The following is a 13,655-nucleotide window of genomic DNA, read 5'->3' on the forward strand; positions in this document are numbered from 1 at the left end:
CGCTTTTGCCATTATAATAAAGTAAACTATACATTTTATATGTAATATTGTATATATAAATTTAAAGTTTCTATTTATATTCTTCGCTACTCAATACAATCTCATACTTTTATGGATTGAAAATAAAGGCATGATGTTTGAATAAAATTGCGATGCGTTATCTTTTCAATTAAAGAATTCTAAATGTGTTTTGATTAGACTTTTTTCAAAATAGGTTTATTTTTTATTTTATCAAAATTACTCAATATACTTGTACTTTATATAAATAATAATATCTTTTGTATAATTAAACTTTACTTTTTTATAAAATAGGTTTAATATAGATGTTAAGAAAGGAAGGTGTTAACTGTGAAAGAAAAATTTGGAGATTCCATAGTAAATAAAGTGTATGAACATAGAGTTTTAAGAAGAATGTCACAAAAAGATTTAGCTGATGCTGTTGGAGTTTCTAAGCAAACGATATTTGTTATGGAAAAGAATAATTATTCTCCTTCACTGGTGTTAGCATATCGAATAGCAAATTATTTTGAGGTTGATATAAACGAAATATTCTCCTATGTAGGAAAGGAAGATAATAATGATTGATTTATTAAACAAATGGATGTTAGAAAGCACAGATAATTTCAATATCGTTGTAGGTTTTACAACACTGTTATTTTTAGGTTCAGCACTTGTACTTTTTATTATCTATAAAAAAATGGGTTAACCAGATGAAAGAACAAATGCTATTTATTTAAAAATTACTTCTTGTATGTTTACTACTCAAATTCTAATGAATGCCATATTTATTTCTTTAGTTGATAAAGATATTGTGTATTTCCGCCAATTTTTTATATTATTTGAAGCCTTTGTATTCTTTGTTGGAGCTATTTATTCTATTAAATTATATAGAAAAGAATGCAAGTAGTTTACTTGCAAAAAAACAGTAGTGCATAAAATCACTACTGTTTTTTTATTGCCCCTTAAACGTTTTTAATCAAACTTTATTTTAAATCTACAACTTTTTCATCTTCTTATACAAATTCACCCGTGACATTCCTAGTTGTCTAGCAGCGTATGGCTTCATTTCTATCACCTCTTTTATCGCTTTGTGTAAAAAAAAATAGACACTGGTAAACAAGTTTGTCGTTAAAAGAATACACTTTTTTTGAAAAAGTGTAAAAAAATTTTAACTGAATATGAATTGTATTGTGCGTTTTATGAGTTGGCACGGTATTTGCTAATAAAAAGTAAAGAGAATACAAATAACGGAGGGACAAGAAATGAATATTAGTAAAACGTATACAACAATTGACGCACATGTAGCGGGAGAACCGCTTCGTATTATTACAGGCGGAGTACCTCCAATCAAAGGAGAAACGCAATTAGAAAGACGAGCTTATTGTATGGAGCACTTGGATCATCTTCGCGAAGTTCTCATGTATGAACCGAGAGGACATCACGGTATGTATGGTTGTATCATTACACCGCCGGCAAGTCCGCATGCTGATTTTGGCGTATTATTTATGCATAATGAAGGCTGGAGCACAATGTGCGGTCATGGAATTGTTGCGGTAGTTACGATAGGAATTGAAACGGGCATGTTCGAAGTGACAGGTGAAGAACAAAGATTTATTATTGATAGCCCTGCAGGAGAAGTGATTGCGTATGCAAAATACAATGGAAACCAAGTGGAATCTGTGTCATTTGAAAATGTTCCTTCATTTGTTTACAAGAAAGATATTCCTGTAAAAATTGATGGCTATGAATTTCAAGTAGACATCGCTTTTGGAGGAGCTTTCTATGCTGTTATCGACAGTAAAGAACTTGGTTTAAAAGTGAACTTTAAAGATTTACCTGCGATTCAAACGTGGGGCGGAAAGATTAAACATTACATTGAGAGTCAGATGGAAGTCAAACATCCACTCGAAGAAGGTTTAAAAGGTATATACGGCGTGATCTTTTCCGATGAACCAAATGGAAAAGATGCGACGCTGCGAAATGTGACCATTTTTGCTGATGGGCAAGTAGACCGTTCTCCTTGCGGTACGGGTACTTCAGCTAGACTCGCAACTCTCTTTGAAAATGGAGTGTTACAAAAAGGCGGAAGTTTCGTCCATGAGTGCATTACTGACGGACAATTTGGTGGAGAAATATTGTCATCAACAAAAGTAGCTGAATATGACGCGGTTATCCCAAAAGTAACTGGTCAGGCGTTTATTACAGGATTTCATCAATTTTTAGTGGACCCAAGAGATCCGTTAAAACAAGGGTTTTTATTAGATTAATGTTTGGAGAAGAGTTGTTTTCTGGCTAGGGAACAACTCTTCTTTATAGGAAAGGACGAGATAACATGTTAGTCATAAATGCAGCTGAACAAAGAAGTCTAGTAGATATGAATGAAGTAATGGAATATGTGGCGATTGCCCTGCAAGAGTTTTCAGCAGAAAGAACAATCACTCCGATTCGCTACTCGTTGCCATTTGCGAATTCGCAAAATACGGCATTAATGATGCCTTCAGTAGCGGAAGAACTTGGAGCACTTGGATTAAAGGTAGTAACAGTAGCACCGAATAATACGAAAATCGAAAAGAAAACAATTAACGGGGTTGTGATGCTCTGTGATTTTCAAACAGGCGAACCGCTTGCCCTTCTAGAAGGATCGTATTTAACGATGGTTCGAACGGGTGCCTTATCGGGCGTTGCAACGAAATACTTAGCTCGTCAAAATGCGAAAAACTTATGCATCATCGGTACAGGAGAACAAGCGAAAGGGCTTGCTGAGGCTATGCTTACTGTACGGGATATTGAAAAGATTATGCTTTATAACCGAACAGAGCAAAAAGCTGCCGAGTTTGCTGAGTATATGAAGGAGAAATTTAATAAACCTGTCTATGTATACTCTGATGCAAATGAAGCAGTACGCGAAGCCGATATTGTTGTCACAACAACGAACTCGTTAACGCCAGTTTTTTCAGACGCATTAAAACCTGGTGTTCACGTAAATGCTGTCGGCTCATTCAGACCAGCGATGCAAGAACTTCCGACTCACGTCATCTCATCAGCTGACAAAGTCGTAGTGGAATCAAAAGAAGCAGCACTAGAAGAAACCGGTGACCTGCAGGTTCCAATGCAAGAAGGAGTTTTCAAAGAAAGCGATCTTCACGCAGAGCTTGGACAAATCATAAGCGGAGAAAAGACAGGTAGGGAAAGCGATCAAGAAATTACCGTCTTTAAATCTGTCGGACTCGCTGTTGTGGATATTGTCGTGGCGAAATACTTTTATGAGAAAGCTGTTAAAAACGGAGTGGGGACGAGGATTGAACTATAACCAGTGTTTGAAATGGAAAACATAGCCCCATTCAGAAGCTTTTGCGGAATAAAGAGGTTGTTCATAGAATTCGTTTTCTATGAACAGCCTCTTTTTATGTGCTGAAATTTGTCGAATAGTCTTTATTTCATGTCGAAGAGCCGATATATTCCTAAAATCGGTCGATATATTTGAAAAAGCGCCGATATATTGGTAAGAATCGCTGATATCGTCTTATTGATTGATATGGAAGTACGTCTATTTGTACTAGAACAGGATTTAAAGAAGATAAAAAAGATTAAACCTTTAAGGTTCTATGTTTTTAGATACCTTAAATTTGTCAGAATATTGGTTATATTGTTGATAAAAACAACCTATATATTCCATAAAAACCAATTAATTGGTAATGTTTAGTTGTATTACAATTACAATCTAAAGGGGCGATATGTTATGAAAAAAAGCATGAAAAAAGGTATTGTAGGCGTAATTGCTGCAGGAATGTTAGCTATTCCAATGGCATCAAGTACATTTGCTGCAGAGCAATCTTCAGGGAAATCTGAAATTGTGTATGAAAATGATCACTTAAAGGCTAGTAAAACTTTTGACGAAAGTAATGTTAAGGGAGTTACATCTGGTGCTAAAGATGGCGGCTATTGGATTAGAGGGAAAAAAGGTAATCAAGTATATTCATCTTATAAACACTATAAGAAACAAGGCCGTGCATCAGTAACAAATGGTGAAGGTGATTATGAAGATGGCGGTTGGAAGCCAAAAAATGAATATAGTACGGCTGACTTACCTTGGACAAGTGAGGGTACAAATAAAGCAAATTATGATTATAAATAAAAGGAAAACAAGAGAGGTTGTTTAACCTCTCTTGTTTTTAGTTACATATCTTTTCAGGTGTTTATATCAGCATATTTTATATTTTAGTGAACAAATTGAGAAATGTATTCACTATTTTAAATTAAGTATGTAAGATTAAATTGTATATATTTACATATTAGTGATTTTTTGGAGGGGGTATTATGAAAAAGATTATTTATGTTTTATTTACTAGTTTACTATTACTTGTCGCAATGTGGGGATCAAATATATTTAAAGACTTAAAAATGAATAAGTTATTATATGAAAACACAACTAGTATTATCGTAAATTTTCAAGAAAACAAACCTCATTCCAAAGATTATATCGAATATTTCCAAAGGTTAGCGAAAGAACAGGATGTAAGCATTTCAAGATATATGTATAGAAGTGGCAATAATCTTGTTGTTTACACAACTGATGTTAGTCTACATAATCAAGTTGATTTGAAAAAAGGAAGAATCCCAAAGGAATATTCTAAAGATTTTATAAGTACTTCTGAGTTTGATGATAAAAAACAAGTCGGTGTAATGAAACAAATAGATTCTAACAGGGAGATTACCATTCGAAATTTAGATGAGTATAAAACATTTAGTGGGAACGGCGTATATCATATCTCTACTCAAGATCCAACAATCATCCAATCTATTCTCAATTTAATCAATAAAGATGTAGCAAATGCAGAAGTGTATGCGAAAAATAATTCGTCTGTATTCAATTTCGATATATTTCAAATCATTTGTATGACCTTAGTGGTTTTATGTACTTATATAGCGATTACTCACTATTTGATTGATCGATTAAAAGAATTGAGTATTATGCGTATGTTGGGTTATACGCTTTGGAGTATTGCAAGTAACTTTTTCTTGAAACTGACTAAAATTATGTTAATAGCTGGTTGTACATCTTATTTATTATTTAGTCTTTATTATATTTTGAATAATGGTTTAGATTATTATGTAGATTTAACCTTATGGTTTTGGATTATAGCTGTTATGCTCATTTTGATTTTAACGATACCTATTCTTTTGATTTTTATGTTTGTATTTATAAAGAATGTGAATGTATCCAAAATAAAAGGTGAAAAGCCTTATACATTCGTAATTTTGTTGAATTATAGTTTAAAGTGTGTTTTTATCATTTTTCTCTTATTCTCTATTTTCAATTGGAATCAAATACAGAATGAACTAAACCGAAAATTAGCTAATCTGTCTTCGTGGGATAAGACAAAAAATATTTATTCGACTAAAGTAACATATAACGGTGAAAATAATCGGGAAGTTGATTATAAAACGAGTCAGGTTATGAAAGAATTCTATCAAAATATGGAGAAAGAGTATAAAGGTTTTATGATAGATGCTTCTAACTATTCTATGCTTGATGGCGAATATATTTATAATTTAAACACAGAAGGAGAAGATGTTGAATTATCACCTTCTGGTAAAAGCGTAACAATAAATTTAAATTATCTATATTATAACCCTATTAAACCAAGCAGCGGTACGATCGAAGAGAAGATCATAAGAGATCCAAATGTAATGAATGTATTAGTCCCTAAAAAACTTCAAAAGTATGAAAGCAGAATAAAAAATGAGTATAGAAAACAATTTCATTTCGATAAAGTAGAAGTGGATAACATTTATAATGAAGAGTTAAATAAGCCTATCAATACGACGAAAGAAGAAGATTTATCGATTAACATCATATATACAGAAAATGATCAAAACTATTTTACGTATGATTCAATTATTGCAGAAGAAAATAAAAATATGATTAAAGATCCTATAGCAATTGTTGATACTGGGAATTTTCATTCTTCCGCCTATTTATCTTATGTTTCTAAAGTCTTTTATTTTGAATCAACAGATAAAGACCCGTATAGTTTTATTGTACCAGCAATCAATAAGAGTAATGCTCAATCATCTATTCAGCGTATCGGTTCATTATATGATAAGCATGGTCAAGAAATTCAGGACTTGAAAGAGGAAAAAGAAAAATTACTCGTTTTTATTATCATGCTTATTGTAGCAAATATAGTGATTACTTATAACACAGTATCTAGTTATTATCAAAAAAACAAACTAGAGTTATATGTAAAAAAAATATTTGGTTATAGTTCTATTGAGAGAAATAAATTAATGATTTGTTTACTCTTAGGTATTAATGTGATTCCAATGATCATTATGTATTTTTATTTCGGTAATATTATCCTTTTATCGGGAATTTGTATTATTACACTAGAGTTATTGACAAGTTATGTATTTGATAAAAGATTAAGCCGCAGAACTTTCAATTCTATTATTAAAGGAGAGCATTAATAATGATTGAGTTAAAACATATTAATAAACAATTTCATGATAAAAAGATACTGGAAGATTTTCATCTGAAAATAGAGAACGGTGATTTTATTGCGATTGTTGGAGAAAGTGGAAGTGGGAAAACAACACTTTTAAATATTGTTGGTTTATTAGAAAAAGCTGACTCGGGAGATATTGTGATAGATGATCAAATGAATCCGAATGCAAAACAAACGTTGCTGCTGCAACGCAACTGTTTTGGATATTTGTTTCAAAACTATGCTCTCATAGAAAATGAAACAGTCGAAAAAAACTTAAAAATTGCTTTGAAATATCAAAATCAAGTTGATAAAAAAGAACAGATACAACAAGCGTTAAAAGAAGTAAGTCTTTCTGGTTATGAGAAAAAGAAAATTTTTGAACTTAGCGGCGGAGAACAACAAAGAATCGCTTTAGCTCGTGTGATTTTAAAAAAATGTGACTATATTTTTGCTGATGAACCAACTGGTAACTTAGATAAAAAAAATAGAGACCAAGTCTTTGATAGTTTAAAGAAAATGAATGACGAAGGGAAAACAATCTTATTTGTCACACATGACTTAGAACTAGCTGAGAAGGCAAAAAGAATGATCAAATTATAATATATATTCAGTTCAGAACGATTCAAAGAATCGTTCTTTTTTTGTGTGCTGAAATTTGCCTGGGGGTCTTTATACTGTATCAATCGCCGAAATAATAATATAAGGGGCTTTACATTTATATGAGAATAGAAAAAATGTATAATTAAATTATATAGAAAATACGAAATTTGTAAGAGGGGCGGATTAAGATGGTACATACTTTAGTAAAAGGACAGAAAATAGATATTACAAAAACTCACCCTGGGATAAGTAGTTTATGTGTAGGATTGAACTGGAATGCACCGCTGAATATGGAAGTAGACGCATCGGCTTTTCTAGTAGGTGTTGATGGGAAAATTATAAAAGAAGAAGATTTCGTATTCTACGGGCAACCTTATTCTAGTTGTCAATCAGTTAAATTGAATCAAAATATTTCAAGTGGTAATAAACAGGAATTTTTCGTTGATCTCACGCGTATGTCCAAGGAAGTCCAAAAAATTGTGTTTTCCATTACGATTCATAATGCTGAGAAAAAGAAGCAATTTTTTCAAGATGTGACTCATATTCAAATGAAAATAATAAATGAACAAACAAGAGCAGAAATTATGAATTTCCCTATTACATATTCTTTTACAAATGAAAGTGCCGTTATTATGGGAGATCTGTATCGACATGCAGGAGAGTGGAAGTTTAATCCGGTTGGAGCGGGTTACTTTGGAGGATTAGCTGCGGTGTGTGAAAACTTCGGGATAGAGGTTGCGGAGGGCCCTGCCGCAGAGCAAAAAACAGTACCTAAGCCGGTAGAACAAAAAACAAAACCGGTTCAGGTTCCTATCACCAAGATTGAACTAAAGAAGAAACAATCTGTAAATATACAAAAATCTAAGATGGTTACAGCTACCCTTGAATGGAAATCAAATAATGACCTGGACTTATATTGTTACTATGTAACGAAAAGTGGTGAAGTAGGAAAGATATATTATAGAAATTTAGGTTCTTCTAAGGTGTCGCCCTATATTGAACTTGATGGAGATTCACAAGAACCAGGGAAAGAAACCATTCGTATCTATCGCGCAGAAACTGTAAAGTATATTTTATTTGCTGCGTACAGTGCCGTTAGCAATGGTGTAGGTAGTTTCTATTCTATGAAAGCAAAAGCAGTTGTAGATAATCATATGGGAAATGTCGTAACAGCACCTTTGCTAGAAAGAAACGATCATGCTTATTGGGTATGCATTGCGCATATTGATTTTACAAATTCATCCGAAATGAAAATTTCTCATGTAGAAAGTTACTCTAGAGATCATTCGGAAGCTTCGCCGTTGTTGTATGAGGATGGACGGTTCCGTATGGATGTTGGACCAGTTGAATTTAAGTATGAGGAAGACTATAAAAAATATTTTAAATCATAGAGAATATCTAGTAGTAAAAAACTCCAACTTGGTAAAAAAGTTGGAGTTTTTTACTGTTAGATATGTTCATCAGCTTGATCTTGTAAAATTGCCAATATCATGTGGTTTTCTTGATCGGTATCGTACTGGACAATGTCATCATACTCAAACAGTTCGAAGTCTTCGCTAAATTCTCTAATGTTTTCTTCAATTTCTTGATTACGACGAAACTCCATCATAATTGCTCGAAAGAGGTGGGGTTTAAGATTTGTAAGTAGCTTTAATAGACGGTTTTGGTAATGTACGGAAGCCATTTTTTCATGCTTATAATTAGGAAATATGCAGTTTACTTTCATGGGAAATGGTAAATATATGAATGGTTTGATAAAATGACGGTACGACCATTTTTAGAATAAAAAATGGAATTGTGGTTAAAAAAATACAAATCTAGCATGTTGGATAAATAAAGAATGAGGAGGTTTAGAGATGCCAGAAACTCTTGCGGATAAAATTGGTAACTTTTTTCACATTGGTTATACAGAAAATGAACGAAAACGTGATCAATATGACAAGTTGCATGACTATTTAAAATCTAAGGAAAGCGAAGTAAGGAATAAGATTGAGAAAGCAGAGTCGGCAAAGAGAGCCTATGAATCAAAAAGCAATAATTTGCCGCTTGGGAAAATTCCAGCTCGAGAGTTTGAGGATAAACGTCGGGAAAAAGATGATAAGTTATCAAGTCTCATGACTCAGTTTCATAGCTCTTTAGATAGCATTACCCATGCTAAAAATACAGCATACCAAAAGTACTTAGAGTACAAGGCGAAAGCAGAGGCAGAAGATCAAGCAGCTGCGGCAGGGAAGTAATAAATGCAAACTATGAATTCACAATGCATTTTAATAGAAATGGAGGTTTAAACATGAGTGGGAAAGAAATTGAAATTTCTGGTGACGGAGTAGTAAATGCAATTTCCTATGCACAGCAAATTGAAAATGGTGTAAAACAAGCACTCCAGCAAGCAAAAGACTTACAAGCAACTGTGACAGGTTCTCATTGGAAAGGTGAGACGCGAGATGCATTTTTATGTTATTTGGAGCTACTCATTAAGTTAAACACAGATATAGCACATGAACTTGAATACCATACAAAAGTGTTGAAAGAACTTGATACGCATATTCATACATTCTCTGACACAAATGAAGTGCGAATGATTAAAGGACTGTAATCGAAACGAGGGATCAAATGATGCAAAATCATATAGAAAGCTTCACTCCTTCTGAATTATATGTATTAGCTGGTGCAGCTGGAATTACCTATTTATTTGGTTTACCAGAACGTGAAAAACTCATAATGGGTGATGCCGATTGTGTAACGAAAGCAACCGAAAGCTTAAGAGGAAAAGGGCTCATTACGGAAAATGGCGGTCTGACAATGGCTGCATTTCAACTTATTGAATTACTAAAAGCATATCAAGAAAGTCAGGAATATACGCGATTCAATAACTTGCTTGTAGGTTTTTTACCAAAGGACAAAGACCGCGTAGCTGTACTAACGGAAATCAAGCAGGGTGAGGAATATGAATTCCATTACATGCCGAAGTGGGATGTATATGTATCATTATTAGAGAGAATTTCATTTTTAATGCGAGAACCAAGAGAGAAAGATACTACGTTTTTAACAAGTAAGATGACGCAGGAAGAACAGGAAACATTTGAAGAAATGGATTTATCACAAAAAGAACTATTAGCAATAGCAACTTTTCGCAGACCCGATACAAGAAATGTATTAGAACAAGGGAAATGGGATTGTTTCTTATACTTCACAGAGGGAGACGATTATATCCAAATTGATGTAGAGGGGAAACGATATGAGTGGATTAGTCTATATGCTTTAAATAAGAAGGTATATGATGTGTTAAAAATGCCATATAAGAAGTCGATTGATCCAAAAAGTTTTTCATTAGGAGGAATAAACTAATGCAAGCACAAATGACGGATGGCGGTTCAGGAGGGTCTAATGGCGGTTCACAAGTTTTAGTCAATTTCGCCGAAATGGTTGATATTGCAACGCGCCTGCAAAATATTTATAATCTCTATTCTGATGGCGTAGCTAAAAATATTGATAATCTAGCAAACTGTGACTTTTATCGACAAGGTGAAGCAACAAGAGTCGTTAAGCAATACAAAGATATATTAGGAAAAACGATGGAACTTGCAGACAACTATCAGATAGCAGCACTTGCCGTGAATTATACATTAGAAGAAATGATAAAAAAGGATGAAGAATTGCAAAGAATCCTAAGTGTTAGCGGTTAATCCATATATATAAGTTAAAAACCAACATAAAACCACTTGCTTTTTTATAGGAGGACGAGAGGGTCTGGCCATGCATAGGAGCGGTCAGGGTCTTTTCCTGCCACATGCGAGGTATTCAAACAAAGGGAGCAAGCCAGTAGCGGAATGATGTATTTTGTATAGCAGCGACTTATATGTCGAAACATTAAAACAGATTTATATAGAAATGGGGGATGAAAAGAAATGGATGTGCATTACAAACCAGGTGATTGGCAAAACATGAAAACAGGAATAGACCAAATCACAAGAGAAGCACTAATGGAATTAAGACAGGCTGATAACCTTCTAGAACGTCTAGAAGCAAAAATACATTCTCTAGACGCCGATCGAAGTATTCACTTTCAACATAGCAGTCAACAAGACACAATCAATAAATTACTTGACGACTATACGACACTAGGAAACTACTGCACAAGAGTAGGTCAAGTTGTATCCAGTCACATCGACGAACCCTTCTACAAAGACATGGACAAATTTGCAGGGAAAATGAGAGATATCTCTATTCAAAACTACTCTACGAAAAATCGAATTGGCTCTACCACTACGACAACGGTGCCAAACGCACACGGTTATGGCGCGGCACAAACGATTACGACGAAAAAAGATAAAATAACAGTGGATGATATTTTCAAAGACTCCGTAGCATTTGATAAAGTTCTCCATGCGCAGTATAAAGAAATAAAAGCACAAAATCCAGATGCGGAACTAGATTACGCCGAATACCGAAAACTTGTCCCATCCATGCGTGGATTCGAATATAAAACGATAGAAGACCAACAAAGAAAGCTAGAAACAGTGCGTGATTTCGCAATAGGAGCAGGACTCTTCGTTTTATCCATCGCCTGCCCGCCAGTCGGAATCACAGCTTCCGTTTTATATGGAGGCATGCAGCTTAAGAGTGCACGTGATGGAGAAGACTGGTTAACCGGCAGAAAGCTAAGCAATTCAGAACGAGTAGAGAACGGAATATTCGGAGCGCTCGATGCTATTCCGGTTCTTGGAACAGCGATGAAAGCGTTAAAAGGATTCAAAGGAACGATAGAGCTAGGCTCCCTTGCAAAGCTAACAAAATTGAAAGATGGAGTACCTAATTTTAACCCGAATTTAGGGAGAAATATGGTACAATCGTTGCATGATAGTAAAAATACATGGCTCCGTAACTTGAAAATAAAAGGTTGGAAAGCAGCAGATATACTAAACGCCGGGCATTATAAGGTAAAAGATGACGCTGCTCAGATTATAGATGGTGTAACAGGTGCCGCTGTCAAGGTGGTAGATGGTGTAGCAGGTGGAATTAATGTGGCGAGAAGGGCATTATTTGGTAAATCCCTGGATAATTCCTTAGCCTACGCTCACGCTGCCGATGATGCCGCCGGTGGGGCCAACACAGTTCTTCGTGGAACGGACTTGAGAGGTTCAGTGAAAGCGACTTTTGAAAATAGGAAAGAGGATATTCATAGTCGGATTTCGAAGTTGAAAGATAGTGCTGGTTCAGGGAAAGATAATTTGGTTCATTTAGCAAAAGCTTCTGGAAAAGATTATCCAAGAGTAGAGTTAGATGAAGTAATTGCTAAAGGCTATGATGAAGCAGGAAAATTAAAAGAGCGCTGGGTAGTTCCGAAAGGTTATAATAGTGTAGATGAATTTTTAAAAACTGTAGATGATGTAACGATTAAAGAATTTGGGTATGATAGTGTTGAAGAGTTTAAAGAAGTTGTAAGGCTAACAAATGTACATTTGAATGCTAAACCAAGACATAATATTATAAATAAGCCTTTAGCAGGAGGAACGCATGTGAAAACAGGAGTCAATTTTGATATTTTAGGATTCCCAATATTTAAAGGGGATGATGTTAAGTTTACATTAAGGCTAGAAAAAGAGTTTTATGTCATGAAGGATCCAAAACAATTTGAATTGTGTACAAATATACTAAAGAAAGCTATTGAAAAAGGGGAAGTGCCTAAAAGTGCTTTTAGTGAAGAGCAACTAGCACTTATTGATAGAGGCTTTGGTAAAATTAAAGGACTAACATGGCACCATCATCAAATACCTGGAAAAATGCAATTAGTAATAGAAAATATACATGGTAAAGTTAGTCACCTTGGTGGAAATAAATTATGGGGAGATGATTTAAGATGAGAAAAGATTTAAAGTGGGAATTTGCTGATTCGAGAATTGAAGAAAGCGAGATTAAAAATTTTGGCGCTAAGTTGGGAATAGAGTTTCCAGATGAGTATATAGAATGTGTAAAAATAAATGGTGGAGCGATTGTTTCGCCTTCAGAATTCGATGTTCAAGGGAAAGAGCGGATGTTCGGTTGTCTGTATAGTTTTGATAAAAATAGTAGTGAAAATATATATGATGCTTATGATGCTCGTAAAGAAACTCTTCCAGAAGGAGTTATTCCATTTGCGAATGATCCAGCAGGAAACCTAATCTGCTTTGATTATAAAAATCATGAAGAAGATCCAATTGTTGTTTTTTGGGAACATGAAGATGCATGGGAAAAAGAAGCACTGATGGAAAGTGAAGGGATTACAGCAGAAGAAGCAGAGGAAGTAGCAAGAGAAAATGTATTTTATGTGGCAAGTACCTTCACTGAGTTTTTAAACAAATTGCATGATTAATAGATAGTAAAAATAAAAGGGCTGTTCCATAAGTTGGTTTTACTTGCTTATGAAATAGTCCTTTTTTGTTTTAGAAGAAAATGATTTGTTTAACCGACATTTTAAATAAAGGCTTCATGTAAGCAAGTTGATAGCTAGTTTATATAAAGCCAATCAGCTTAAAGATAAAGATCTGGACTATAGTAGCTACATTCAAAGGCTTTGAATTGGCT

Annotated in this window: 15 protein-coding genes and 1 pseudogene; 14 read left to right on the forward strand and 2 right to left on the reverse strand. The window is 34.2% G+C overall.

Going from position 1 to position 13,655, the window contains the following annotated elements; all coding sequences use genetic code 11:
- Positions 1-348: 348 nt before the first annotated feature.
- A complete protein-coding gene (locus PLX19_RS18995) occupies positions 349-585 on the forward strand; it encodes a helix-turn-helix transcriptional regulator (RefSeq protein ID WP_098116817.1) in 237 nt (78 codons plus the stop codon).
- Positions 578-907, forward strand: a pseudogene (locus tag PLX19_RS19000) (6-aminohexanoate hydrolase). The gene PLX19_RS18995 and the pseudogene PLX19_RS19000 overlap by 8 nt, the downstream one beginning before the upstream one ends.
- An 87-nt stretch (positions 908-994) precedes the next feature.
- Here the strand turns inward: PLX19_RS19000 and PLX19_RS26250 are convergent.
- Complete coding sequence (locus PLX19_RS26250; RefSeq protein WP_442869070.1) at positions 995-1,066, reverse strand: helix-turn-helix domain-containing protein; 72 nt, start codon at positions 1,064-1,066, stop codon at positions 995-997.
- Positions 1,067-1,262: 196 nt separating this feature from the next.
- On the opposite strand from PLX19_RS26250, the gene PLX19_RS19005 reads away from it, so the two are divergent.
- The 6 genes from PLX19_RS19005 (at position 1,263) to PLX19_RS19030 (ending at position 8,482) form a co-directional block, all read left to right on the forward strand.
- Entirely contained in the window at positions 1,263-2,267 is a 1,005-nt protein-coding gene (locus tag PLX19_RS19005; protein ID WP_272190333.1) for a proline racemase family protein, read from the forward strand.
- A gap of 65 nt (positions 2,268-2,332) precedes the next feature.
- Positions 2,333-3,310, forward strand: coding sequence for an ornithine cyclodeaminase family protein (locus PLX19_RS19010; protein ID WP_272190334.1), 978 nt, complete (start codon positions 2,333-2,335; stop codon positions 3,308-3,310).
- A gap of 429 nt (positions 3,311-3,739) precedes the next feature.
- Positions 3,740-4,135 (forward strand): hypothetical protein, encoded by a 396-nt coding sequence (locus PLX19_RS19015; protein WP_272190335.1) that lies wholly within the window; start codon positions 3,740-3,742, stop codon positions 4,133-4,135.
- Between the two features lie 182 nt (positions 4,136-4,317).
- Positions 4,318-6,471 (forward strand): DUF1430 domain-containing protein, encoded by a 2,154-nt coding sequence (locus PLX19_RS19020; protein ID WP_272190336.1) that lies wholly within the window; start codon positions 4,318-4,320, stop codon positions 6,469-6,471.
- Between the two features lie 2 nt (positions 6,472-6,473).
- Positions 6,474-7,091 (forward strand): putative bacteriocin export ABC transporter, encoded by a 618-nt coding sequence (locus PLX19_RS19025; protein ID WP_272190338.1) that lies wholly within the window; start codon positions 6,474-6,476, stop codon positions 7,089-7,091.
- Positions 7,092-7,279: 188 nt separating this feature from the next.
- The gene (locus PLX19_RS19030; protein ID WP_272190339.1) at positions 7,280-8,482 is read left to right on the forward strand and encodes a TerD family protein; all 1,203 of its coding nucleotides are present in this window, start codon (positions 7,280-7,282) and stop codon (positions 8,480-8,482) included.
- Positions 8,483-8,538: 56 nt separating this feature from the next.
- Here the strand turns inward: PLX19_RS19030 and PLX19_RS19035 are convergent, their stop codons facing one another.
- A complete protein-coding gene (locus tag PLX19_RS19035; RefSeq protein ID WP_272190340.1) occupies positions 8,539-8,817 on the reverse strand; it encodes a hypothetical protein in 279 nt (92 codons plus the stop codon).
- A gap of 130 nt (positions 8,818-8,947) precedes the next feature.
- Between PLX19_RS19035 and PLX19_RS19040 the strand changes: the two genes are divergently transcribed.
- The 6 genes from PLX19_RS19040 (at position 8,948) to PLX19_RS19065 (ending at position 13,443) form a co-directional block, all read left to right on the forward strand.
- Entirely contained in the window at positions 8,948-9,328 is a 381-nt protein-coding gene (locus PLX19_RS19040) for a hypothetical protein (RefSeq protein ID WP_272190341.1), read from the forward strand.
- 53 nt (positions 9,329-9,381) lie between these two features.
- Complete coding sequence (locus tag PLX19_RS19045; RefSeq protein ID WP_090999949.1) at positions 9,382-9,687, forward strand: WXG100 family type VII secretion target; 306 nt, start codon at positions 9,382-9,384, stop codon at positions 9,685-9,687.
- A 20-nt stretch (positions 9,688-9,707) separates the two neighbouring features.
- Positions 9,708-10,439: a DUF5081 family protein gene (locus PLX19_RS19050; protein ID WP_442869071.1), complete on the forward strand. Its 732-nt coding sequence runs from the start codon at positions 9,708-9,710 to the stop codon at positions 10,437-10,439.
- Entirely contained in the window at positions 10,439-10,777 is a 339-nt protein-coding gene (locus PLX19_RS19055) for a hypothetical protein (protein ID WP_272190343.1), read from the forward strand. The genes PLX19_RS19050 and PLX19_RS19055 overlap by 1 nt, the downstream gene beginning before the upstream one ends.
- A 222-nt stretch (positions 10,778-10,999) precedes the next feature.
- Positions 11,000-12,955, forward strand: coding sequence for an HNH endonuclease (locus PLX19_RS19060; RefSeq protein ID WP_272190345.1), 1,956 nt, complete (start codon positions 11,000-11,002; stop codon positions 12,953-12,955).
- Positions 12,952-13,443: an SMI1/KNR4 family protein gene (locus tag PLX19_RS19065; RefSeq protein ID WP_272190346.1), complete on the forward strand. Its 492-nt coding sequence runs from the start codon at positions 12,952-12,954 to the stop codon at positions 13,441-13,443. Before PLX19_RS19060 ends, PLX19_RS19065 begins: the two co-directional genes overlap by 4 nt.
- Positions 13,444-13,655 lie beyond the last annotated feature (212 nt).

Origin of the sequence: Bacillus sp. BP-3 (assembly GCF_028401955.1) — a bacterium.
Classification (GTDB): Bacteria; Bacillota; Bacilli; order Bacillales; family Bacillaceae_G; genus Bacillus_A.